We start from the raw sequence: 22784 nt of genomic DNA on the forward strand, positions 1-22784 counted from the left end.
GAGACATTGTGAAGAAAGCAGTATGTATCGCCCTCGGCCTGGCCGCGGGCGCGGGCGCGCACGCCCAGACGAATGTCACGATCTACGGCATCGCCGACGCGGCGTTCGTGGGCGAGAACGGTTCCAGCGCCGGTCACCAGACGAAGATCACGAGCGGCGCCGCGTCCGCATCGCGCATCGGCTTCCGCGGCACGGAGGACCTGGGCAATGGCATGTCCGCGTTCTTCACGCTGGAGACGGGCGCGAAGATCGACACGGGCGAACTCGATGCCGCGAACACGATCTTCAATCGCCAGGCCTTCGTGGGCATCAGGACGAACGCGGGCGCCATCGCCTTCGGCCGCCAGTACACGCCTTACCACCTCACCCTGACGGCCGTCGCCGACCCGTTCGGCACCGGCTACGCGGGCACGGCGAAGAACCTCTTCCCGGACAACGGCACCAACGTCCGCGCCAGTAACACGATCACGTACACGTCGCCCAAGGTGAGCGGCGTGCACGCGGAACTCGCGTACAGCGCCGGCGAGCAGACCGAGTTGTCGGCGGGTCGCCAGTTCGGCGGCGCGCTCGATTACGCGCAGGGCGCACTGCGGGTACGGCTCGCGTACAACAACAAGAACACGGACGTGGCGGCGACGGGGGTGAACCACGACCTGGGCCGCAACGTGCTCCTCGGTGCGAATTACGACTTCAAATGGATCAAGCTGTACGGCGCATTCGAAGTCGACAAGGGTTTCAACAGCGCCACCCTGGGCAACGCGAACAACCCGTACGGCGGGGTGAAGCCGACGCCGTCGACGGACGGCCGCGAGATCCTGCTGGGCTTCTCCGCGCCCGTCGGGCCGGGCACGCTGATGTTCTCCACGCAGCGCAAGGACGACCGCACGCACCTCAACCAGGACGCCCACGAGTGGGGCATCGGCTACCTGTATCCGCTGTCGAAACGCACGGGCCTGTACGCGGCGTACGCACATATCCATAACAAGAACGGCGCCGGCTACACGGTCGCCAACAACACGGAGCCGGGTACGGGCAACACCGGCTACAACCTGGGCATCCGCCAGACGTTCTGAGTCCGGCGGGCATACCAATCTTTGGAGGGACCATGGAGCACACGACAACCACCGCCATGCCGGCTGCTGCAACCAGACTCGCGTCGCGCACGCGCTGGGGCATACTCGCCATCCTGTTCATCGTCACGACGGTCAACTACGCGGACCGCGCCTCGATCTCGATCGCGGGTCCGGAAATCCGCAAGGCCCTGGGCCTGTCGCCCGTCGAGATGGGCTTCGTCTTTTCCGCGTTCGCGTGGTCGTACGTGGCGGCCCAGCTGCCCGGCGGCTGGCTGCTCGACCGCTTCGGCTCGAAGATCACCTATTTCTTCAGCATTTTTCTCTGGTCGCTGTTCACGCTGCTGACGGGCGGCGTCGGCTTCCTCACCGGGGCCGCCGCCGTCGGCACGCTGTTCGTGCTGCGTTTCCTCGTCGGCGCGGCGGAAGCGCCTTCGTTCCCGGGCAACAGCCGCATCACGTCGGCGTGGTTCCCCACGCACGAACGGGGCCTCGCGTCCGCGCTGTTCAACTCCGCGCAGTATTTCGCGACCGTGCTGTTCGCACCGATCATGGGCTGGCTCGTCCACGCGTTCGGCTGGGAGAGCGTGTTCATCGTGATGGGCGGCCTCGGGATCGCGCTGGCCTTCGTCTGGCTGAAGGTCATCCACGGACCGAAGGACCACCCGTCCGTCAGCGCCGGCGAACTGGAATACATCGAGCAGGGCGGGGCGCTCGTCGACCTCGACGGCGCCAAACGCAGTGCGCAGGCGCCCGCCGTGGACACGCTCGCCTGCGTCAAAGAGTTGCTGGGCAACCGCATGCTGCTGGGCGTGTACATCGGCCAGTACTGCATCAACACGCTGACGTACTTCTTCCTCACGTGGTTCCCCGTGTACCTCGTGCAGGAGCGCCACATGACGATCCTGAAGGCGGGCTTCGTCGCGTCGCTGCCCGCCATCGCCGGCTTCCTCGGCGGCGTCGTGGGCGGCACGATCTCGGACCGCCTCGCCAAGGCCGGCTTCTCGCTGTCGATGTCGCGCAAGGTGCCGATCGTGTGCGGCATGCTGCTGTCGATGAGCATGATCGCCTGTAATTACATCGACGCCGACGCCGTCGTCGTCGCCGTGATGGCGCTGGCCTTCTTCGGCAAGGGCGTCGGCGCGCTGGGCTGGGCCGTCGTCGCGGACACGTCGCCGAAGGAAGCGGGCGGCCTGTCCGGCGCGCTGTTCAACACCTTCGGCAACATCGCCGGCATCACGACGCCGATCGTCATCGGCTACATCCTGCAGGGCACCGGCTCGTTCGCGGGGGCGCTCGTGTATGTCGGCGCCAACGCGGCCGTCGCGATCTTCAGCTATGTGTTCATCGTGGGCGAGATCAAGCGCGTGAAGCTGGTGAAGTCGCTGAAGACGGCAGTGTAGTAAATTCTTGAATCCGATCGCCGGGTGGCTGCGTACAAGAGGGAGCGGGGGAGGTTTTCCCCCGCCACAACCCTCAACCCGGAGATCGACATGAAGCCTGCCCTCATCCTTTCAGCAGCATCCCTGTGCGCCTTCCTGTCCGCGTGCGGCGGCGGCGACGACGACATGCCGAAGGCGCAGTTCGCGCAGAACCAGGACATCTGGATGGCCCTCGGCGGGGACGCGAAAGCGCCCGCGGCGGTGGCGAAGGTCGTCGACGACGCGGCCGCCGGCCTGCTGGCCGATCCGAAGGAGGCGCCGTACTTCGCCGTCGTCGGCACACCCGGCCACGATTCCGTCGACCGCCTGAAAGCCTGCCTGCGCCTGCAGTTCAACGCCGTGCTGGGCGGACCGTACACGTATCCGGGCTCCGCCACGGCCGACAACACGACGGTCCAGTGCGAAGACATGGTCGCGGCGCACAAGGATCTCGGCATTCCCGGCTGCGTGTTCGACCAGTTCATGGTCGACCTGGCGGCCGTCATGAAGCAGGACGGCGTGCCGGATGCGTACATCAACCGCGTGGCGCCCACGCTCGTCGGCCTGAAGGGCGACATCGTGTCGAAGACGCCCGTCTATCTTGGCTCGACCACCGCGGCCAACTGCCAGTCATGAGCGCCCGCGCGTGGGTGATGGCGGGGGCGGGCGCCGCGCTCCTCGTGCTGGGCGTGGGCGGTGCGATGCACACGCGCGCCGGCCTGCGTGCGTTGGCGGCGCTGGGCGTGCCGTGCCCGGTCGACCGGGTCGCGGCGGCGCAGGTCGACCACGTACGCCGGGCCGGCCTGGCCGGGCTGCGCGGCGTTACCGCCGCGCCGGTCCGCCCGGCCGTCGCGGGCCTTGTCCTGGACATGACCACCGAAGCGCAGGCGCAGGCGCTCCTCGCCCGCGCGCACGCGGCGTGCGAGGTGCAGGCACGCGGCTACCGCCACCTGCGCTGCCGCGGCGTGGATGCGGCCGCGCTCGGGCTGGCCGGGCCGCCCGTCAGCGAGATGTGGCTCAGCTTCGGACCGGCGGGGCGCCTCGTCGGCGTCGACGTGTACCGGCGCGGCATGCGGCCGGACGACGTGCGCGCGGTGTGGTCGGACGCGGCCGGCCGCCTGCGCGCGGCGCTGGGTGCGCCCGGCCTCGCGGTCGGCGACCCGGCGCCGGACGTGCTGGCGGCAAGCCCGATCCAGACGGCGCGCGTGCAATACCGCTACGCGGACTACGTGGCCACCGTGACGGCCGCGCATCTGCCGCAGACCGGGTTGTCCGTGCGCGAGCAATACCTGTCCGCACGCATGTAATCGTTTCCAGTCCTGCCACTGTACGGTTACAATGTTTTCATTAAATCAATGACAGAGGCGCCGTGAGCCAGGAGACCGACCAGGACGACCAGCTGTACCACCTGCTCGCGGCCGTGGCCCTGCAGGACCGCGCCGCGTTCCGCAGGCTGTACGAGGCCACGTCGGCGAAGCTGTTCGGCTTCGCGCTGCGCGTGCTGCACAAGGAGGAACTGGCGGAGGAGGCCGTGCAGGATGCGTACGTCGCGATCTGGCACGCGGCCGCCAGTTACCAGATGCACCTGGCGGCGCCGCTCACGTGGATGGTGACGATCGTGCGCAACAAGGCGCTGGACGTCCGCCGCCGCGCGCGGGCGGACGGCGGCGACGTCCGCGTCGAACTCGCGGATGCCGACAGCCTGGCCGACATGGCGGCGGGTCCGCACGAACTGGCGCAGCTCTCGCGCGACGCGCAGGCGCTGGCGCGCTGCATGGACACGCTCGCGGGCGGCCAGCGCCAGGCGATCGGCATGGCCTACCTGCACGACCTGTCGCATTCGGACGTGGCGGCGCGCCTCGGCCTGCCGCTCGGCACGGTCAAGACGTGGATCCGGCGCGGCCTCGACCGGCTGCGCGATTGCCTGTCCAGACGGGAGGCCGCATGAATATCCGCGACAACGCGCCGCTGCGCGACCGGCTCGCGGCCGAATACGCGCTCGGCACCTTGCGCGGCGGGGCGCGGCGCCGCTTCGAGACGTGGCTGCGCGACGACCGCCTGCTGCGCGCCGCCGTCGCCGACTGGCAGGGCCGGCTCGCGGCGCTGGCCGAACTGCAGCGGCCGGTGACGCCGCCGGCGCGCGTGTGGGAGGGCATCGAGCGCTGCCTGGGGCCTGCGGTACAGCCGCCGTGGTGGCAGTTCTGGCGCACGTCCGCCGCGCGCCCGTGGGGCGTGCTGGCGCTGGCCGCGGGCGCGGGCGCGCTCGTGCTGGCCGTGCGCCTCGCCGCGCCGCCGGCGGCCACGCCGCGGACGCAGCAGATCGCCGCGCTGTCCGACGCCCAGTCGCAGACCGTCATGGTCGTCACGGCCGACACGCGCCACCGCCGCCTGCAGGTGCGCGTGGCGGAAGACGTCCACGTCCCCGCCGACCGCACGCTGCAACTGTGGGCGATCACGCGCACGGGCAAACCCCGCTCGCTCGGCATCCTGCCCGACAACCGCAGCACGGACCTGACGCTGGACGCGCGCGCGACCGCGCCGGACGTGGCGCTGCTCGCGATCAGCCTGGAGCCGAAGGGCGGCTCGCCCGATCCGAACGGGCCGACGGGACCCGTGCTGTACAAGGGCAGCTGGGCAAGGCTGTGAATCCACTCTTTCATCATCGAGGTGTCGTCATGCGCATGTTCGCCGTCCTGTCCTTGAGCTGCCTGATCGGCGCGGTCCACGCGCAGGACATCGTGCCGCGTCCGGCCCGACTGGAGCGCGGGACCGGCGGCTACATGCTGACGGCAGCCACCCGCATCGTCGCCAGCGGCGCCGCGCTGCCCGAGGCGTCGACCCTGCGCGACTACCTGCGCCCGGCCACCGGCTTCGACCTGCCGGTGACCGCGCACGACGGCGCCGACGCGATCCGCCTGCGCCTCGACCCGAAGGCGGAGCTGGGCAAGGAGGGCTACCGCCTCGTGAGCGATGCGCGCGGCGTGACCATCTCGGCGGCGCAGCTCGCGGGCCTGTTCTACGGCATCCAGACCTTGCGCCAGATGCTCCCAGCCGACATTTACCGCCGGGCGCGGGTGAAACGCACGTGGGCGCTGCCGGCCGTGGCGATCGAGGACGCGCCCCGGTTCTCGTGGCGCGGCAGCCACCTGGACGCCGCGCGCCACTTCATGCCGAAGGAATTCGTGCTGAAGCACATCGAGCTGCTGGCCCAGCACAAGATGAACGTCTTCCACTGGCATCTGACGGACGACCAGGGCTGGCGCATCGAGATCAAGCGCTATCCGCGCCTGACGCAGGTGGGCGCGTGGCGCCGCGACAGCATGCTCGCGTACGATCCGCCGCGCTACGACGGCAAGCCGCACGGCGGCTTTTATACGCAGGACGACATCCGCGAAGTGGTCGCCTTCGCGGCCGCGCGCCACGTGACGATCGTGCCGGAGATCGAGATGCCGGGCCATGCGCAGGCCGCCGTCGCGGCGTATCCCGAGCTGGGCAACCGGCCGGATCGGACACTCCAGGTCGGCACCGACTGGGGCGTGATCCCGCACGTGTTCAACGTGGAAGACGGCACGATCGCCTTCCTGCAGAATGTGCTGGACGAGGTGATGGACCTGTTCCCGGGCCAGACCATCCACGTGGGCGGCGACGAGTGCCCGAAGACGGAATGGGCGCAGTCGCCGGCCGCGCTGGCGCGCATGAAGCAGCTGGGCCTCGTGCCGGTCACGGCCACCCAGCAGGACATCCAGGACTACCGCGATGCGCAGGGCAAGCCGGCCGAACATCCCGCGCTGCACGGCCTGCAGAGCTGGTTCATCGGCCGCATGGATGCGTACCTGACGCAGCACGGCCGCCGCCTGATCGGCTGGGACGAGATCCTGGAAGGCGGCCTCGCGCCGGGCGCCGCCGTGATGAGCTGGCGCGGCGAGGCGGGCGGCATCAAGGCCGCCGGCGCCGGACACGACGTCGTCATGACGCCGGAGCGCGAGACCTATTTCGATTTTTACCAGGCCGACCCGAAGAGCCCCGGCTTCCGCGAACCGATGGGCGTGCGCGACGTGACGACGCTCGCGCGCGTGTATGCGTACGACCCGTTGCCGGCCGCGCTGCCGGCGTCCCAGGCGCGGCGCGTGCTGGGCAGCCAGGCGCAGTTGTGGACGGAATACATGGCGACCCCGCGCGACGTCGAATACATGGCCTGGCCGCGCCTCGTGGCGCTGGCCGAAGGCCTGTGGACGCCAAAGGCGCTGAAAGACTATGCGGGGTTCGAGGCGCGGATGCCGGCGGCGCTGGGCCGCCTGCAGGTGCAGGACGTGAACTACCGTCCCCTGGAAGGTCCTAGGTAACGATCGCCCGCGGGCTGCAAGACCTACTGCATGAACCAGCCGTGGCTGACGACGATCGACTGGCCCGTCAGCGCGTTCGACGGGAACGTCGCGAGGAACAGCGCCGTGTGCGCGACGTCTTCCACGGTCGTGAATTCGCCGTCGACCGTCTCCTTCAGCATCACCTTCTTGACGACGTCCTCCTCGCTGATCCCCAGTTCCTTCGCCTGTTCCGGGATCTGCTTGTCGACGAGCGGCGTGCGCACGAAGCCCGGGCAGATCACGTTCGCCCGCACGCCGTGCTTCGCGCCTTCCTTGGCGACGACCTTGGCCAGGCCGACGAGGCCATGCTTCGCCGCGACGTACGGCGCCTTCAGCACCGAGGCTTCCTTCGAGTGCACGGACCCCATATAGATCACGCTGCCGCCGCGGCCCTGCGCATACATCCGCTTCAGGCACGCGCGCGTCGTGAGGAAGGCGCCGTCGAGGTGAATCGCGAGCATCTTCTTCCAGTCGGAGAACTTGAATTCGTCGACCGGCGCGACGATCTGGATGCCCGCGTTCGACACGAGCACGTCGATGCCGCCGAATCGATCGGCCACTTGCGCGATGCCCGCGTCGACCTGTTCCTCGTTCGTCACGTCCATCGCGACGGCCAGTGCGCGTTCGCCGGTCGGATCGAATTCGCGCGCGACGGCCTGCGCGGCTTCCAGGTTGAGGTCCGCGATGGCGACCTTCGCGCCATGGTCGAAATAGGTCTTCGCGATCTCTTTGCCGATGCCGCTGGCGGCGCCCGTGACGACGGCGACTTTATCCTGCATGTTCATAGTGGATCCTTTTCTGCGGAGGGGGGAAGAGGAAGCGGGTGCGCGGGAGGCGTCAGGAAATCGTAGGTGGCCGGGTTGCACTCGAAGCGCGGCAGCTGGAAGATCTCTTCATGCGCCAGCGTCTTCGTCGCATCCGCGTAACCGGCCTGCCAGTGTTCCTTCATCGTGCGGCGCGAGAATTCGAAATCCTTGTACTGGCCTTCGTAGGTCGGCGAGCGGTAGACCAGTTCGACGATGTTGTACAGCGCGGGATCCGACGCTTCCGCCAGCATTTGCGCCTGCGGCGTCGCGGCCAGGTCGGGCGGCATCATCGCCAGCAGTTCGTTGAACGCCGTGCGCAGCTTTTCCGTGCGGCGGAATGCGTCGGTCGCGGTGCGCGTGCGGCTCGAATACTGGATCTCCTTCATGCGCGTCGCGACCGCCGCGAGGTCTTTCGGCACTTCGCCGCGCGCGCTCCACAGGTCGACCTGGAACACGAGCGTATGCAGGCGCGAACGCGCGGACAGTACCCAGTCGAGCGGCGTATTCGACACCATGCCGCCGTCCCAGTAACGCTCGCCGTCGATCTCCACCGCGTCGAAGCCCGGCGGCAGTGCGCCGCTGGCCATGACGTGCTCCGGCCCGATGCGATCCTTCGCATTGTCGAAGTAGGCGAAGTTGCCGGTCCTGACGTTGACGGCGCCGATCGACAGCCGCATCTCGCGCGCGTTGATGCGGTCGAAGTCGACGAGGCGCTCCAGGGTCGCCCGAAGGGGTGTCGTGTCGTAGAAACTCGTCGCACCCAGGCCGGGCCACGACAGGTACGGCGGCGGCACGCGCGGTTCGAAGAAGCCGGGCACGCCCTGCACGAGCACGCGTCCGGCCGCGACCTGGTTGACCCAGGCGTGCAGCGTATCGACGAGCGGCACGCCGGTCCACCGGTCGCCCACGATGCCGTCGCCGGACGCGCTGACCAGTTCCCAGAATTCGCGCAGCCGCTCGACCCGCTGCTCGCGCGGATTGCCGGCGATGATCGCGCTGTTGATGGCGCCGATCGAAATGCCGGACACCCACGTGGGCTCGACGCCCGCTTCCAGCAGCTTTTCGTACACGCCGGCCTGGTACGCACCGAGCGCGCCGCCGCCCTGCAGGACGAGCGCGATGCTGTCGAATTCGGTGGCGCAGGCTTTCGGTACTTCGGCGGGCGCCTGCGTGCCTTCGTGCAGTACGCTTTGATCCCGTGTGTTCACGTGCCGGCTCCGTTGCGGAGCGATGGGGTTGGCTTCATCCGTTCCTCGATGTGTCAATACGAATCGCGAGCGACCTTGCGTTTGATCAACGTGTCGCCCGGCCGATATTCTCACAAATTTGCGGATGAGGCTGTCGTACGATTGGATGATGAACACCATGTTTACGCGGCGCTGGTATAGTCGCCGGCATGGACGACACCTGGCATCCGCAACTGGACGAACACGGCCGCAAGGTGCGGCTGCACGCGCCGTCGTGCGCAGCGAATCTCGCCGCGCTGGCCGACCCGCAGGCCGCGGTGACGTTCGTGCCGGGCAGCGCATGCGCGGGCATGCTGGCTGGCGTGCCGCTCGTGCCGTGCACGCGCGCCATGGTCGATGCCGCTTGCGTCGGTGGCGCCACGCTCGTGGAACAGCCGTTCCTCCTCCCGTCCGGGAAGCAGGCGGCGGCCGGCGCCGTCGTGCGCGAAGCCGACGGCCGCATCTGGCTCGTGGCGCCGTCGAACGGCTTCGGCGGCTATGCGGTGACCTTTCCGAAAGGGCGCGTCGAACCGGGCCTGCCGCTGCAGGCGACGGCCATCCGCGAGGTCTGGGAGGAATCGGGGCTGCTCGTGGAACCGGTGGCCTGGCTGGGCGACTTCCCTCGCACCCAGACCTTTACACGCTTTTACATTGCGCGCCGGATTGGTGGCCATCCCGCGCACATGGGGTGGGAGTCGCAGGCCGTCCACCTCGTGACGCCTACGCAGGCGCGTGGCCTGTTACACCGGGATACCGATCGCGCGGTACTCGATGCCCTGGACGCATTTGAGGCGCATCAAGCCTGACGCCAGCCACGCGAGACACGGCAGCCTTTCCAATCTGTAATGTTCGACGAGCCTGTTTTTAATTTTCGCTTCAGGTTCGCGGCGTACCGTTTTCATTGCATATCGGAAGCATTTCTTGCCCTGTCCTTCGTCCCTTTTAAGGCTGTCGCCCGTGAAACTCGCCGCATACCAAGAGCTCGCCCCGCAGGAACTCGCTCCACCGCAACCCGGCGGCCTGGCCATCCTCGGGGACGATCCCGTACAGCACCGCCAGGTCCTCGACAAGCTCGACGAGCTCGGCTTGCGGCCCTATCTCGCGCCGTTTGACCACGGCCGCGGTGTCGCGCTGTCGGCGGACGCCGCGCATGCGCTCGTGGACGATGGCGACACGCTGAACCTGTGCCGCGATCTCGGCCTCGACACCGCCGCGAACATGGTCCACCTCGAACGCGAGATCGTGCTGGCGCTGCTGGCCGCGCCGCGCCTGCTGCGCTTTGCGAGTGCCGCCGAATTCCTGGCGGCGGTCGCGATCCGACGCAACATTGTCGTGGCCGCGCGCGCCACCCAGCTCGCGTTCGGCACGGCCGAAGCGGACCGCCCGGCCAGCCACTGGACGTACGACGAAGACCGCGGCTTCACGGTCTTGCCCGGACGGACGCTGATCGAGGCCCTCACGCTCGCGACGCAGCCCGGCGCGGGCGACGGGCGCATGTACGCGTTCTCCTGCTACCGCGCGACCGAATACGTGATGCTGCTCGGGATCGCGCGCGAACTCGAACGGGCCAACCCGCCGTTGCTCGCAGCCTTGCAGCGCCAGTGGGAGACGTCCGCGATCCAGTCGGGCGCCTTCCACGACGTCTTTCTCGTCGAATACGGCTCGTTCGACGCGCCGCTGCCGCCGCGCTGGTACGTGCCGGGCGATCGCGTGTGGTTCCGCAATCCGGACGGGCTCTCGTCGGACGCGTCCGGCTACGAGGGTTCGTGGGTCATCTATCTCGGCAACGGCCTGTTCAGCAATTTCTGGCAACGCGACCGCCCCTACAGCCTGGTCGCGAAATGCCTGGAGATCTACCACTGGCGCCACGGCACGTATGTCGACGCCGCCGGCGACTTGCGGATGAACGAGGCGATCGTCGCCGCGCACGTGGCGGAGACGGCCGCCAACCCGGCCGCGCTGGCGTCCGTCGTCGCGCGCATGTCGCGCCTGCGCGACACGCGCGGCGTGTATGCCGATGGCGGCTGCATCGACGTCTCGCGCGAATTCTCGCGTCCTGTCTGCCCCGGCACCACGGGCATCGTGCTGCCGGGCTGACGGCTCACGGCTCCAGGACGTAGTGGCCGGGCGCATCACGCACGCTGCGTCCTTGTGGAGGCGGCGCCACCCACGGACCGGCCAGGCGGGCCAGCCAATGTTCCCACGCCGGCCACCAACTGCCTTCCCGCACGCGCGTCTCGGCCTGCCAGGTATCGGGATCGACGTACGGCGCGTCGTGCTCGTGCGTGCTCATCTGGTAGCTGCGGTTCGGCGTACCCGGCGGCGACACGACGCCCGCATTGTGGCCGCCCGACGTCAGCAGGAACGTCACCGACGTATCGCTCAGCGGAACGATTTTATAGACGGAGCGCCACGGCGCCACGTGGTCCGTCATCGTGCCGACCGCGAGGATGGGGATGTGGATGTCGGTCAGCGCCACCGGCCGCCCGTTCACGAGGTAGCGTGAGCTGGCCAGGCTGTTCTGCAGGAACAGGTTGCGCAGGTATTGCGAATGCATGCGGTAGGGCATGCGCGTGGCGTCCGCATTCCACGAGGCGAGGTCATTGTCCTTGTCGGGGATGTCGAGCAGGTAGTGGCGCAGGCGGCGCGACCAGATCAGGTCGTTCGAGCGCAGCAGCTGGAAGGCGCCCGCCATCTGGCGTGTGTCCAGGTAGCCCTGCTGCCACATCACGGCTTCCAGGAAGCTGACCTGGCTCTCGTCGATGAACAGCGACAGCTCGCCCGGCTCCGTGAAGTCGACCTGCGCCGCCAGCAGCGTCATGCTGGCAAGGCGCTCGTCGCCGTCGCGCGCCATCGCCGCCGCCGCGATCGCGAGCAGTGTGCCGCCAAGGCAATAGCCGCATGCATTGATCTGTGGGGCGCCGCTCGCGCGCACGACCATGTCCAGCGACTCCATGATGCCGTGCCGCCGGTAATCGTCCAGCGACAGGTCGCGGTCGTCGGCCTGCGGATTCTTCCACGAGATCATGTACACGGTGTGGCCATGCTCGACGAGGTAGCGCACGAGCGAGTTGTGCGGGGAGAGGTCGAGGATGTAGTACTTCATGATCCACGCGGGCACGATCAGCAGCGGCACGGCATGCACCTGCGGCGTGACGGGATCGTAGCGCAGCAGCTCGACGAGGTGGTTTTCCATCACGACCTTGCCGGGCGTGATGGCGACGTCGCGCCCGGGCCGGAGGCCGGCGGGCGCCGACGTGCCGGCCAGCGTGCGGCGCATGTCCGTGCCCGCGCGCGCCATGCCGTGCAAGAGGTTCTGCCCGCCGCTGGCGAGCGTGACCTGCTGCGCGACCGGATTGGTGGCGATGAAGTTCGACGGCGCGACGCCGTCGAGCAGCTGGCGCGCGACGAACGTGACCACGTCGCCATGGTGCGACGACACGCCCCGCACGTCGGTCGTGGCCCGGTGCCACCATTGCTGCGTGAGCAGGAAGCCCTGGCTCAGCTGGTTCCACGGCCACGCATGCCAGAGCGGATCGTTGAAGCGCTTGTCCTGGGCCAGCGGCTGCACGGGCTCGGCCGGCGTGCCGAACATGGCGCTGGTGCTGTACTGCAGCCAGCGCTGCATGTTGTTCATGGCCTGCACGCCCAGCTCCAGCTGCTTGGCGGGCGAGAGGAGCAGGTGGGTGGCCCAGTCGTGCCACGCGCCGGCCAGGGCCGCCGGCGACACGTAGCCGGTCAGGCGCCCCAGCGCGGCGTTCAGTGCGAGGTCGACGTGCGCGTGTTCGACGCTGGCCTCGGGATAGCGCGGCCGCGCGCCGCCCTGCCACGTGCTGGCCTCGCGCCGCTGTTCGCTTGGCGGGATGTCGGACAGGATGTTCATGATGCGATGCCTCCGAAGCAGGGCTGGAAACACGTTTGACCAGAATCCGGCAGGTAAGTGCCGCACCACGGCGGTGCGTTCGCTTGATATGGCACAGATACCCGTCGTGGATACCCGCCTATCATTGTTTACGGCGAGGTAGCAAAGCGGTTATGCGACGGCTTGCAAAGCCGTTCAGACGTGTTCGACTCACGTCCTCGCCTTTCATTCTCCTTCCACACCGCTCCCCCACCTGAAGTTGTTGACCACGGCCCGAAAAGCCGATAGCATTCGGTCAAATGACAACGTTGGACAAATTGCGGTGAAAGACGACCGCGACGCCGACGCTGACCAGTTCGAAGACCCGAAGGGGCGGAGGAGACGAGGTGTCGACCATTCACGATGTCGCCGAAAAAGCCGGCGTATCGATCAAGACCGTGTCGCGCGTGCTCAACGACGCGAGCAGCGTGTCGGAAAAGACGCGCAAGCGGATCGAGCACGCCATGCAGGCGCTCGACTTCGCGCCGTCCGCCGCCGCGCGCATGCTGCGCGGGCGTCCGACCGATCTCGTGGCCGTCATCGCGGACCAGCTCACCACGACCCCCGATTCGTCCGAGATCATCAAGGGCATCCAGTCCGTCTGCGAAGACCTGGGCAAGATGCTCATCATCGGCGAGACGGGCGGACAGGCGCACGTCGCCAGCCGCCTGGTGGCCGACATGCGCACCCGCCGCGTCGAGGCGATCATCTTCGCCACCACGTTCCACCGTCCCGTGACGGTCACCGACACGCTGGGCCAGACGCCGGCCGTGCTCGCGAACTGCTTCGAAGCGGCATCGCGGTTCGCGGAGGTCATCCCGGACGACGAGGGCGGCGGCTATGCGGCGGCCGAGACCGTGCTGCGCGCCGGCCACCGCAAGATCGCGTTCCTGCAGCTGATCGAGGGCATGGTGGCGACGCGCCTGCGCCTGCAGGGTTTTCGCCGCGCCATGCAGGACCACGGCGTACGGCCGAACGACGCCTGGCTGCTGCATGGCGCCACGCCCGGTGTCGAGGACGAGTTCGCGCAGTTGCGGACGACGATAGCCGGCCTGTTCGCGGGCGCCGAACGTCCCACGGCCATCCTGTGCGGGAACGACAAGATGGCGATCCGCGTGATCTTCCTGCTGCAGCGGCGCGGCCTCCGGGTGCCGGAAGACGTGTCCGTCGTCGGCTTCGACGACTTCCGACTTCTGTCGGAGGCGTCCGATCCCGGCCTGACGACCGTCACGCTGCCGTATCGCGAGATCGGTGCACTCGCCGCGCGCCGGGCGCTCGCCAAGGACCTGGAGCCCGGCATCGTCCGCGTGCCATGCCGCGCCGTGCTGCGCGGTACCGTGGCGGCGCCGTCGGGCGGGAAGGCGGGACAATGATGAAACGGGCGCTGCTTCCGGTACTCGCCATGGTGGCGTCGCCCGCCCTGGCGGCGCCCATCGACATTACCGTGTGGCGCCACGATACCGGCGACGCCGAAATGGTCGCGAGCCGGAACATGGTCGACCGGTTCAACCGCGCCCAGGACAAGTGGAAAGTCGTCGTCGAGACGATCCCGCAAGGCACGTACACGGAATCGATCACGGCGGCGTCCCTCGTCGGGCACCTGCCGTGCGTGATGGCGATCGACCAGCCGGCCGTGCCGAACTTCGCGTGGGCCGGCACGATCCGTCCGCTCGACCGGCTGCTGCCGGCGGCGGTAGTGCAACCGTTGCTGCCGGGCGGGCGCGGCACGTACCGGGGACGGCTCTACAGCGTGGGCCAGTTCGACGTCGTGCTGGCGCTGTTTGCGCGCCGGTCGCGCCTCGCCGCCGAGGGCATCCGCGTGGCGACCATCGAACAGCCGTACTCGGCGCGCGAGCTCTACGACATCCTCCTGAAGGTCAAGCGGTCCGGCCATTACCGCTATCCGCTCGACCTGAACGGCAAGTCGACAGGCGAGTGGTTCAGCTATGCCTTCTCGCCCTGGCTCGAGAGCGCGGGGGCGGACCTGATCGACCGCGGCAACTACCTGCGCGTCGACGGTGTGCTCAACGGCGACGCCGCCGTGGGCGTCGCCCGCTACTACGGCCGCCTGTTCAGGGACCGTCTCGCCGAACGCAATCCCGCCGACGACAAGAGCTTCGAACAGGGGCGCTCGCTGCTCCAGTACACCGGGTCGTGGAAGGCGCGCGACTACAGCGAACGCTTCGGCGACGATCTCGTCGTGATGCCGCCGCCCGATTTCGGCCATGGCCCCCGGATCGGCGCGGCGTCCTGGCAATGGGCGGTGTCGAGCAGCTGTCCTTATCCGGCGGGCGCCGCGGCGTTTCTCGAGCACGTGCTGTCCGCGCCGGAGATGGCCGAGTTCTCGCACATGACCGGACTGGTCCCCGTCACGGCGGATGCCGCGGCGCTCACGACGCACTACCGCCCGGGCGGCGCCTGGCGCATCTATTTCGACTTCGCCGCCCGCTATGCGCGGCCGCGGCCCGCGACGCCCGGCTATCCCGCGATCTCGGCGGCGTTCGAGAAAGCCATGGCGGATGTCCGTGCCGGGAAGGATGCGGCCGAGGCGATGGACGAGGCGGTCGAGACGATCGAACACGACATCGCCCGCAACGGTGGCTACGGATTCATCCGACGCGAAGCGGTGGCGCGCCAATGAATACGCTGCCCGGCCGCGACCATCCGTTGGCGATCGCCGGCTTCGCCGGTCCGGCGCTGCTGCTGCTCGGCCTCTTCATGCTGTTGCCGCTGCTGTTCGCGGCCGGCGCCACGTTCACCGATCACCGGCTGGTGTCGCCGGAGCCGACCCGCTACATCGGCCTGGAGAACTACCGGCGCCTGCTGGCGCTGCAGGTGGTCGAGGTGGAGCCGCTGCGCGACGCGGCCGGCGCGGCGTTGCGCGACGAGGAGGGGATCCGCTTCCCGACGTGGCGCCAGACGCGCCGCGCGCACCCTGGCCTGGCGCAATACCGCCCCGCGTGGCAGGTCCGGTTCGGCGAGCGCCGGTTCGTGCTGGCCGCGACGGACCCGCTGTTCTACCGCTCCCTCATCAACACCTTCCTGTTCGCGCTGCTGGTGCTGCCGCTGCAATGCGGCGCTGCGCTGGGGCTGGCGCTGCTGGTGAACCAGCGCATCGCCGGGCGCGTCTTCTTCCGCACCGTGTATTTCGCGCCCGTCGTGACGTCGATGGTGGTCGCGGCTATCGTCTGGTCGTTCATGCTGAACGCCGACCGCGGCATGATCAACGAGCTGCTGCGCGCCGTGACGGGCGATCCGAACGTCGGGCCGGACTGGCTGGGCGAGCCCCGCTATGCGCTGCCCGCCATCGCCATCATGTCGGCCTGGCAGGGCGCGGGATTCCAGATGCTCGTGTTCCTCGCGGGCCTGCAGTCGATCTCGCCGGAGCTGTACGAGGCCGCGACCCTGATGGGCGCGAATGCGTGGCAGCGCTTCGTGCACGTTACCTTGCCGGGGCTGCGCAACACGATCGTCTTCGTCGTCGTGTCGACCCTGCTGCTGGCGTTCGGCCTGTTCACGCAAGTGGATGTGATGACGCAGGGCGGACCGCTCGATTCGACGACGACCGTCGTGTACCACGCGGTGCGCACCGGCTTCCGCCAGCAGGACATCGGTTACGGCTCGACCATCGCCATGGTCTTCTTCGGCATCGTGCTGCTGGTCGCCGTGCTGCAGCGCGTCCTCGTCGCGCGGGGGGAGAACGCATGAAGCCGTTCCTCCGCACCGCCTTCCTGGCCGCCGCCATGGGCGTGCTCGGGATCGTGTTCGCGGCGCCGCTGCTGTTCATGTTCGCGTCGTCGTTCAAGCGCGATGACGCCATCTTCGCCAACCTCGCCAGCTGGTCCGCCTTCGTCCCCGATGCGGGATGGTCGCTGGCCAACTACGCGGCCATCTTCGAGCGCAGCAACCTTCCGCTGTTCCTGCTGAATTCCACGATCATCGCCGCGTGCGTCGTCATGGGCGGCGTCCTGGTCAACAGCATGCTCGCGTTTTCCCTGAGCCGCATGCGCTGGCGCGGCCGCCGCGCGGTGCTGGCCGTGGTGGTCGCGCTGATGATCGTCCCGTTCGAAGTCATCGCGATTCCCTTGCTGTCGCTGGTCGCGCGCCTGCCGTGGCCGGGCATCGAACAGGGCGCGCTGACGTGGCACATCGGCTGGTTCAACAGCCTGCACGTGCAGATCATCCCGTTCCTCGCCAACGCCTTCTGCGTCTTCCTGTTCTACCAGTTTTTCCGCGACATCCCGCGCGAGCTGGACGAAGCCGCCAGGATGGACGGCGCCGGACCTTGGACCCTGTTCTTCCGCATCATCCTGCCCAACAGCCGTCCGGTGATCGCGACGGCCGCGATCGTGCTCTTCATCGCGGCGTGGAACCAGTACCTGTGGCCGATCATGGTCGTGCAGGGCGAAGCGGCGCGCCCCGTGCAGCCGGGCATCCAGCAATTCTTCGGGCGTTCCAATTCCTGGGGCCAGATCATGGCCTATGCGTCCGTGGTCACGCTGCCCGTGCTCGCCATATTCCTCGCGTTCCAGCGCCAGTTCGTCGCCTCGGTGGCGGGTTCCGGCATCAAGGGCTGAATCGATTCAATCATCATGACACTCAAACTCGACGACAAATACATCTGGGATTTCTGGCACTACGCGGAAGGCGGCGCCCAGCACCTGTTCATGCTGCAGGCCGACCGCGCCATCGGCGATCCGGACCTGCGCCACTGGAACGTCTCCATCGGCCACGCCGTGTCGCGCGACCTGAGACAGTGGGATTACCGCGGCACCGTGTTCGGGCCGTCCGCCGGACCCGCATGGGACGACTTCACGACGTGGACCGGTTCCGTGATCCATGCGGAAGGCCGCTACCACCTGTTCTACACGGGCACGTGCCGCGCCGAGAACGGCCTGCGCCAGCGCATCGGCCACGCCACGTCCGGCAGCATCGACGGCCCGTGGATGCGCGTGGGCGACGGCCTCGCGCTGGATCTCGACGCACGCTTTTACGAAGAACATGCGGAGGGCCGCTGGCACGACCGCGCCCTGCGCGACCCGTGGGTGCTGCCGGACCGGATCGACGGCATGTACCACATGTTCTTCACGGCGCGCCGCAACGACGGCCCCAGGTTCGAGCGCGGCGTCATCGGCCATGCCGTCTCGCCCGACCTCGTGCACTGGGAAGCGACGGCCCCCGTGTACGAGGGCGGCCATTACGGCCAGCTGGAAGTGCCGCAGGTGTTCGCGCGCGACGGGCGATGGTTCTGCACCTTCTGCAACGTGCGCGACCATTGGGCCGAGGCGCAGCGCGCGCAGCAGGGCGGCGGCGTCTCGGGCACGCACTACCTCGTGGCCGAGAATCCGCTCGGCCCGTGGCAACCGGCCGAAGGCTTCCTGGATGGCGACGTACCGTGCCGGCGCTACGCGGGCAAGATCCTGCGTGACCCGGTGACGGGCGAGGACTGCCTGATGGCCTTTCTCGATGCGGGGCCGGACGGGCGGTTCGTCGGCCAGATCAGCGACCCGATCCCGCTGCGCTTCGAGCATGGCCGCTACCGGCTGGACGACATTTTGGCACCGGAATGACAACGATGGACAACCATCATGGAGGAGACACCGTGATTCCCTTCAACCAAGGAAGGCGGCCGTGGCGGCGCAGCGTGGCGGCAATGCTGCTGGCGCTGCTCGCGCCGGCCCGTGCCGGGGCGGCTACCGACATCGCCGCCTGGCCGCTCGACGAGCAGCGCGGCAGCAGGACGATGGAAGCGGTCTCGGGCCGCCACGATCCCGTCGAGTACGTCTTCAACCATGCCCGCTTCAAGCCGGATTCCGACCCGCTGTGGCGCCCGGCGGGCGCATGCATCAGGGGCGGCTGCCTGCTGTTCGACGGCTACTCGACGGATATCACGGCACCCGGCCTCACGGCGGCGCAGCTGGGCGCCGGCTGGACGATCAGTGCGTGGGTCGCGCCGCACGCGTTCGAATGGGGCGACGGCGGCCAGTACTCGGCGTTCCTGAGCCAGTTCGACGAGGGCAGCAAGACCGGCTTCGCGTTCGGGATGTATCGCTTCGGCACATGGGGCATCAAGCTGGGGTTCGGGAGCGGGGAATTCGACCTGCGCGTGAGCGACCGCAAGCTGCCCAGGGACGCGTGGTCGCACGTGGCGGCGAGCTACGATCCGCGCGGCCGCGTGGTCCGGCTGTTCCTCGACGGTGAACAGGTGGCCGCCGGCTCGGCGCCGGCGCAGGGCAGCTTCGCGTTGCCCGCGCGGGCGCTGACAATCGGCCGCTATTCGCAGCCACGCACCGTGGAGGGCGTGTTCCAGCTGAATACCTTCCTCGGCCTGATGGACGAGGTCCGGATCGCGGCGCCCGCCGCGTGCATGCCGACCTGGCGGCCCACGGCGGCAAGGCGCCCACGCTGGCGCAGGCCGACGTCACCATCGCACCGGTCACGTTCGCCGGCGACCGGCATCGCCCGCAGTACCACGCGATGCCGGATTCCGGCTGGATGAACGAACCGCATGCGCCGTTCTACCAGGACGGCCGCTATCACCTGTTTTTCCAGAAGAACCCGTTCGGCCCGTTCTGGCACCAGATCCATTGGGGACACTGGGCCAGCCCGGACATGGTCCACTGGCGCGAGCTGCCCATCGCGCTGGCGCCGGAAGACGACACGCTCGCGCCGGACGGCATCTGGTCCGGCAGCGCCACGCATGCGCGGGACGGCACGCCGGTGCTGTTCTTCACGGCGGGGAACGACAAGGCGCCCATCCACGAGCGCACCGGGCTCGCGCGGCCTGCGGATGCGGACCTGGTGCGATGGATGAAATATCCCGTGCCGGTGACCGAGCAGCAGCCGGGCCCCGGACACACGGGCGATTTCCGCGACCCGTTCGTGTTCCGCGACGACGCCGGCGACCGCTGGTTCCAGCTCGTGGGCTCGCGGATCGCTGGCGGCAGCGGCACGGCGCTCGTCCACGAATCGTCCGACCTCGTCCACTGGCGTTATCGGGGGCCGCTGTTCACGCTCGATGCGAAACGCTATCCCGGCTTCGACAAGACGTTCGAGCTGCCCGTGCTGCTGCCGATCGGGATGGGGACGGACGGCCGCCCCCGTCACGTGTTCCTGACGGACGTGGGGGCCCAGGCGTATTACTGGATCGGCGTGTTCGACCCCGCCGCCGCGCGCTTCGTGCCGGACAGCGAGGCCCCGCGCGTGTTCGACCTGGGCGACCACCATTTTTCCGGTCCCAGCGGCTTCGTCGATCCAAGGACGGGACGGACCATCGTGTTTTCGATCGCCCAGGGCGAACGCAGCCTGCGCGACGAATGGGCGAGCGGCTGGGCCCACAACGCGGGCCTGCCCATCACGCTCGCGATCGGCCCGGACGACGACCTGCGCCTGGCCCCCATCGACGAACTTCGGAGCCTGCGCCAGGACCTGCTGCTGGACCTGGCCGACGTCACGCCCGCCACGGCGGTGGCCCGGCTGGCAACGATCAAGGGCGACGCGCTGGAAGTGGAACTGGAACTCGCGGCGGACGGCCACGCGCGGCGCGGGCTCGTCGTCCGCAGGACGCCCGACGATGCCGAGCACACGGACCTCGTCGTGGATACCGCGCGCAAGCGCTTCGAGATCGACCGCACGCACACGACGCTGGATGCCGACGCCCGCTCGCGCGGCGTGCAGGGCGGCGCGTTCGACCTGCGCGACGAGCACGTGCGCCTGCGCGTGTTCCTGGACCGGTCGATGGTGGAAGCCTATGTCAACGAACGCAAGAGCATCACGAGCCGGATGTATCCGTCGCGGCCCGATGCGACCGGGCTCGGTCTGGTCGCGGCGCCCGGCGACCGCGTCGTCAGGCTGAAAGTATGGCGCATGGGCGGGCTGGATGCGGAGGCCTCGGCATGGCATCCATCACGTTGACCGGCGTGGGCAAGACCTACGCCGGCAAGCGCGCCAACCGCGTCCTCGAGAACATCTCGTTCTCGATCGCGGACGGCGAGTTCGTCGTGCTGGTCGGTCCCTCGGGCTGCGGCAAATCGACCGTCCTGCGCATGATCGCGGGCCTGGAAGAGGCGAGCGGCGGCGAGATCCGCATCGACGGCGCGCGCGTCAACGAGACGCCGCCCGCCCGGCGCGGCCTGGCGATGGTGTTCCAGGGCTATGCGCTGTACGCGCACATGACCGTGTTCGAGAACATTGCCTTCGGCCTGCGCCTCGCACGCGTGCCGAAGAAGGAGGTCGAGGCGTCCGTGCGCACGGTCGCGTGCATGCTGCAGCTCGAGCACCTGCTGGACCGCAAGCCGCCGCAGCTGTCGGGCGGGCAGCGCCAGCGCGTGGCCATCGGCCGCGCCATCGTGCGCAAGCCGCGCGCCTTCCTGTTCGACGAGCCGCTGTCGAACCTGGACGCCGCCCTGCGTGCCGACATGCGCGTCGAGATCGCGCGGCTGCACAAGCAGCTGGGCGCGACGATGGTCTACGTGACGCACGACCAGGTCGAGGCGATGACCCTGGCCGACCGCATCGTCGTGCTCGGGCCGACGGGCGTGCAGCAGGTCGGGGCGCCGATGGCGTTGTACGAGCGGCCCGCGAACGTGTTCGTCGCCGGCTTCATCGGCATGCCGAAGATGAACCTCGTCGACGGCGTCGTCGACGCGCAGGGCCGGCTCGCGCTGGGCGGCGTGCCGCTGGACTGGCGCGGCCCAGCCGCAAGCGGCACCCATGTGACGGTCGGCGTGCGGCCCGAACACCTCGTGCCGGATGCCGCGGGGCCGATCCGCGGCGTCGTCGCGCTCGTCGAGCGGCTCGGCGCGGAATCGCACGTGCACCTGGACGTGGCGGGCCTGTCCCGGCCCCTCGTGGCGGCCATCAGGGACGCGCCGCCGCTGCCCGGCAGCACCTGGGCCGTCGCGCCCGCGGCCGGCGCGCTGCACGTGTTCGGACCGGACGGCAAGCGTATCGATAACAATTTTAACCAGCAGGAGGAAGCATGATCGTAGTGTGTGGTGAAGCGTTGTTCGATGTGTTCGCGGCGGGGGAGGGGGTAGAGCAGCGGGCGGCCGCCATCGGCCTGTCGGCCTGCCAGGGCGGTTCGCCGTTCAACCTGGCGACCGGCGTGGCGCGGCTGGGCGGCACCGCGTCGTTCTTCGGCGGCCTGTCGCGCGACCTGTTCGGCCGCAAGCTGCACGCGGCGCTGGCGGCCGAGGGCGTCGACCTGTCCGCCGCGCCGCGTCCGGACGCACCCACCGCGCTGGTGATGGTCAGCGTCGACGACCGCGGCGTGCCCCTCTACACGTTCTACGGCAGCGGCACGGCCGACCGCATGGTCACCCAGGCCGACCTGGCCGGCGTCCCCGCCGATGTGGATGCCGTCCACGTGGGCTCGTACTGCATGGTCGTCGAGCCGGTGGCGTCCACCTTGCGCGCGCTGGTCGACCGGCAGCGCGGCCGCAGCCTGATCGTCTACGACCCGAACGTCCGGCTGACCATCGAGCCCGACGTCGGCACGTGGCGCGACGCCGTGCGCTGGATGCAGCGCCGCGCCGACGTGCTCAAGGTCAGCGAGGAAGACATCCACGCGCTGTATCCGGGCATGCGCGTCGACACGTTCATCGCCGAGTCGCTGGAAGCAGGCGTGGCCCTCGTCGTCGTGACATGGGGCGAGCGGGGCGTGGTGGCGGTCACGCGGTCGCAACTGGCGGTGGAAGTGCCGGCCGTGCCCGTCACGGTCGTGGACACGGTCGGCGCGGGCGACACGTTCCAGGCCGGCCTGCTCGCATGGCTGCAGCGCGCCGGCAAGCTCACGCGGCGCGCGGTGGAAGGCCTGGTCCAGGACGAACTGGTGGAGGCGTTGCGTTTCGCCGCGCGCGCCGCCGCCGTCACCTGCTCGCGCCGCGGCGCGGACCTGCCGTACACGAGCGAACTGGCCGATGTGGAAGGTCTCGAATTTTCTTAAAAATTTTTTCATAAGAAATGACAACGTTGGACATCCGGTTCACGAGACCG

General features: G+C 68.9%; 21 protein-coding genes and 1 tRNA gene. 19 read left to right on the plus strand and 3 right to left on the minus strand.

Features of this window, described 5'->3' with window-relative positions; translation table 11 throughout:
- The first annotated feature begins 8 nt into the window (after positions 1 to 8).
- The 7 genes from ACEN9H_RS09325 (at position 9) to ACEN9H_RS09355 (ending at position 6834) form a co-directional block, all read left to right on the plus strand.
- Entirely contained in the window at positions 9 to 1073 is a 1065-nt protein-coding gene (locus tag ACEN9H_RS09325; protein ID WP_413674537.1) for a porin, read from the plus strand.
- Positions 1074 to 1105: 32 nt separating this feature from the next.
- Positions 1106 to 2473 carry an MFS transporter gene (locus tag ACEN9H_RS09330; protein ID WP_413674538.1) on the plus strand — a complete coding sequence of 456 codons (1368 nt, stop codon included), beginning with the start codon at positions 1106 to 1108 and terminating at the stop codon, positions 2471 to 2473.
- 90 nt (positions 2474 to 2563) lie between these two features.
- Positions 2564 to 3127, plus strand: a complete 564-nt coding sequence (locus ACEN9H_RS09335; RefSeq protein ID WP_413674539.1) for a hypothetical protein — start codon at positions 2564 to 2566, stop codon at positions 3125 to 3127.
- Positions 3124 to 3798: a hypothetical protein gene (locus tag ACEN9H_RS09340; protein ID WP_413674540.1), complete on the plus strand. Its 675-nt coding sequence runs from the start codon at positions 3124 to 3126 to the stop codon at positions 3796 to 3798. Before ACEN9H_RS09335 ends, ACEN9H_RS09340 begins: the two co-directional genes overlap by 4 nt.
- 62 nt (positions 3799 to 3860) lie before the next feature.
- Complete coding sequence (locus ACEN9H_RS09345) at positions 3861 to 4439, plus strand: sigma-70 family RNA polymerase sigma factor (RefSeq protein ID WP_413674541.1); 579 nt, start codon at positions 3861 to 3863, stop codon at positions 4437 to 4439.
- Complete coding sequence (locus ACEN9H_RS09350) at positions 4436 to 5137, plus strand: anti-sigma factor domain-containing protein (protein WP_413674542.1); 702 nt, start codon at positions 4436 to 4438, stop codon at positions 5135 to 5137. Before ACEN9H_RS09345 ends, ACEN9H_RS09350 begins: the two co-directional genes overlap by 4 nt.
- Positions 5138 to 5166: 29 nt before the next feature.
- Positions 5167 to 6834: a beta-N-acetylhexosaminidase gene (locus ACEN9H_RS09355; RefSeq protein ID WP_413674543.1), complete on the plus strand. Its 1668-nt coding sequence runs from the start codon at positions 5167 to 5169 to the stop codon at positions 6832 to 6834.
- 23 nt (positions 6835 to 6857) lie between these two features.
- Here the strand turns inward: ACEN9H_RS09355 and ACEN9H_RS09360 are convergent, their stop codons facing one another.
- Positions 6858 to 7640, minus strand: coding sequence for a 3-hydroxybutyrate dehydrogenase (locus ACEN9H_RS09360; protein ID WP_056135812.1), 783 nt, complete (start codon positions 7638 to 7640; stop codon positions 6858 to 6860).
- On the minus strand, positions 7637 to 8869 hold the full coding sequence (locus ACEN9H_RS09365) for a patatin-like phospholipase family protein (protein ID WP_082577413.1): 1233 nt from the start codon (positions 8867 to 8869) through the stop codon (positions 7637 to 7639). The genes ACEN9H_RS09360 and ACEN9H_RS09365 overlap by 4 nt, the downstream gene beginning before the upstream one ends.
- 188 nt (positions 8870 to 9057) lie before the next feature.
- Between ACEN9H_RS09365 and ACEN9H_RS09370 the strand changes: the two genes are divergently transcribed.
- Together ACEN9H_RS09370 and ACEN9H_RS09375 are read left to right on the plus strand one after the other, a co-directional pair.
- Positions 9058 to 9693, plus strand: coding sequence for an NUDIX domain-containing protein (locus tag ACEN9H_RS09370; protein WP_413674544.1), 636 nt, complete (start codon positions 9058 to 9060; stop codon positions 9691 to 9693).
- 151 nt (positions 9694 to 9844) lie between these two features.
- On the plus strand, positions 9845 to 10984 hold the full coding sequence (locus ACEN9H_RS09375; protein WP_413674545.1) for a hypothetical protein: 1140 nt from the start codon (positions 9845 to 9847) through the stop codon (positions 10982 to 10984).
- 4 nt (positions 10985 to 10988) lie between these two features.
- On the opposite strand, the gene ACEN9H_RS09380 is transcribed toward ACEN9H_RS09375, so the two are convergent.
- The gene (locus ACEN9H_RS09380; protein WP_413674546.1) at positions 10989 to 12770 is read right to left on the minus strand and encodes a PHA/PHB synthase family protein; all 1782 of its coding nucleotides are present in this window, start codon (positions 12768 to 12770) and stop codon (positions 10989 to 10991) included.
- A 132-nt stretch (positions 12771 to 12902) separates the two neighbouring features.
- On the opposite strand from ACEN9H_RS09380, the gene ACEN9H_RS09385 reads away from it, so the two are divergent.
- From ACEN9H_RS09385 to ACEN9H_RS09430, 10 genes are all read left to right on the plus strand, one after another.
- Positions 12903 to 12973, plus strand: a tRNA-Cys gene (locus ACEN9H_RS09385).
- A gap of 162 nt (positions 12974 to 13135) precedes the next feature.
- The gene (locus ACEN9H_RS09390) at positions 13136 to 14161 is read left to right on the plus strand and encodes a LacI family DNA-binding transcriptional regulator (RefSeq protein ID WP_413674547.1); all 1026 of its coding nucleotides are present in this window, start codon (positions 13136 to 13138) and stop codon (positions 14159 to 14161) included.
- Positions 14158 to 15429 carry an extracellular solute-binding protein gene (locus tag ACEN9H_RS09395; RefSeq protein ID WP_413674548.1) on the plus strand — a complete coding sequence of 424 codons (1272 nt, stop codon included), beginning with the start codon at positions 14158 to 14160 and terminating at the stop codon, positions 15427 to 15429. Before ACEN9H_RS09390 ends, ACEN9H_RS09395 begins: the two co-directional genes overlap by 4 nt.
- On the plus strand, positions 15426 to 16496 hold the full coding sequence (locus ACEN9H_RS09400; protein ID WP_413674549.1) for a carbohydrate ABC transporter permease: 1071 nt from the start codon (positions 15426 to 15428) through the stop codon (positions 16494 to 16496). The genes ACEN9H_RS09395 and ACEN9H_RS09400 overlap by 4 nt, the downstream gene beginning before the upstream one ends.
- A complete protein-coding gene (locus ACEN9H_RS09405; RefSeq protein ID WP_413674550.1) occupies positions 16493 to 17365 on the plus strand; it encodes a carbohydrate ABC transporter permease in 873 nt (290 codons plus the stop codon). Before ACEN9H_RS09400 ends, ACEN9H_RS09405 begins: the two co-directional genes overlap by 4 nt.
- Positions 17366 to 17380: 15 nt before the next feature.
- Positions 17381 to 18358: a family 43 glycosylhydrolase gene (locus tag ACEN9H_RS09410; protein WP_413674551.1), complete on the plus strand. Its 978-nt coding sequence runs from the start codon at positions 17381 to 17383 to the stop codon at positions 18356 to 18358.
- Positions 18359 to 18390: 32 nt separating this feature from the next.
- A complete protein-coding gene (locus ACEN9H_RS09415; protein WP_413674552.1) occupies positions 18391 to 19287 on the plus strand; it encodes a LamG domain-containing protein in 897 nt (298 codons plus the stop codon).
- Positions 19284 to 20702 (plus strand): glycoside hydrolase family 32 protein, encoded by a 1419-nt coding sequence (locus ACEN9H_RS09420; protein WP_413675567.1) that lies wholly within the window; start codon positions 19284 to 19286, stop codon positions 20700 to 20702. The genes ACEN9H_RS09415 and ACEN9H_RS09420 overlap by 4 nt, the downstream gene beginning before the upstream one ends.
- Positions 20684 to 21772 carry an ABC transporter ATP-binding protein gene (locus tag ACEN9H_RS09425; protein WP_413674553.1) on the plus strand — a complete coding sequence of 363 codons (1089 nt, stop codon included), beginning with the start codon at positions 20684 to 20686 and terminating at the stop codon, positions 21770 to 21772. Before ACEN9H_RS09420 ends, ACEN9H_RS09425 begins: the two co-directional genes overlap by 19 nt.
- Complete coding sequence (locus tag ACEN9H_RS09430) at positions 21769 to 22734, plus strand: carbohydrate kinase family protein (RefSeq protein WP_413674554.1); 966 nt, start codon at positions 21769 to 21771, stop codon at positions 22732 to 22734. Before ACEN9H_RS09425 ends, ACEN9H_RS09430 begins: the two co-directional genes overlap by 4 nt.
- Positions 22735 to 22784 lie beyond the last annotated feature (50 nt).

Origin of the sequence: Massilia cellulosiltytica (genome assembly GCF_047325105.1) — a bacterium.
Classification (GTDB): domain Bacteria; phylum Pseudomonadota; class Gammaproteobacteria; order Burkholderiales; family Burkholderiaceae_D; genus Telluria; species Telluria orientalis.

Excerpts from the sequence above, each read along its gene's own strand:
- ACEN9H_RS09425 (WP_413674553.1), top strand. The coding sequence starts at position 20,684 with ATGGCATCCATCACGTTGACCGGCGTGGGCAAGACCTACGCCGGCAAG.
- ACEN9H_RS09400 (WP_413674549.1), top strand. The coding sequence starts at position 15,426 with ATGAATACGCTGCCCGGCCGCGACCATCCGTTGGCGATCGCCGGCTTC.
- ACEN9H_RS09410 (WP_413674551.1), top strand. The coding sequence starts at position 17,381 with ATGACACTCAAACTCGACGACAAATACATCTGGGATTTCTGGCACTAC.
- ACEN9H_RS09330 (WP_413674538.1), top strand. The coding sequence starts at position 1,106 with ATGGAGCACACGACAACCACCGCCATGCCGGCTGCTGCAACCAGACTC.
- ACEN9H_RS09380 (WP_413674546.1), bottom strand. The coding sequence starts at position 12,770 with ATGAACATCCTGTCCGACATCCCGCCAAGCGAACAGCGGCGCGAGGCC.
- ACEN9H_RS09395 (WP_413674548.1), top strand. The coding sequence starts at position 14,158 with ATGATGAAACGGGCGCTGCTTCCGGTACTCGCCATGGTGGCGTCGCCC.
- ACEN9H_RS09430 (WP_413674554.1), top strand. The coding sequence starts at position 21,769 with ATGATCGTAGTGTGTGGTGAAGCGTTGTTCGATGTGTTCGCGGCGGGG.
- ACEN9H_RS09350 (WP_413674542.1), top strand. The coding sequence starts at position 4,436 with ATGAATATCCGCGACAACGCGCCGCTGCGCGACCGGCTCGCGGCCGAA.
- ACEN9H_RS09405 (WP_413674550.1), top strand. The coding sequence starts at position 16,493 with ATGAAGCCGTTCCTCCGCACCGCCTTCCTGGCCGCCGCCATGGGCGTG.
- ACEN9H_RS09420 (WP_413675567.1), top strand. The coding sequence starts at position 19,284 with ATGAACGAACCGCATGCGCCGTTCTACCAGGACGGCCGCTATCACCTG.
- ACEN9H_RS09355 (WP_413674543.1), top strand. The coding sequence starts at position 5,167 with ATGCGCATGTTCGCCGTCCTGTCCTTGAGCTGCCTGATCGGCGCGGTC.
- ACEN9H_RS09370 (WP_413674544.1), top strand. The coding sequence starts at position 9,058 with ATGGACGACACCTGGCATCCGCAACTGGACGAACACGGCCGCAAGGTG.
- ACEN9H_RS09335 (WP_413674539.1), top strand. The coding sequence starts at position 2,564 with ATGAAGCCTGCCCTCATCCTTTCAGCAGCATCCCTGTGCGCCTTCCTG.
- ACEN9H_RS09360 (WP_056135812.1), bottom strand. The coding sequence starts at position 7,640 with ATGAACATGCAGGATAAAGTCGCCGTCGTCACGGGCGCCGCCAGCGGC.
- ACEN9H_RS09340 (WP_413674540.1), top strand. The coding sequence starts at position 3,124 with ATGAGCGCCCGCGCGTGGGTGATGGCGGGGGCGGGCGCCGCGCTCCTC.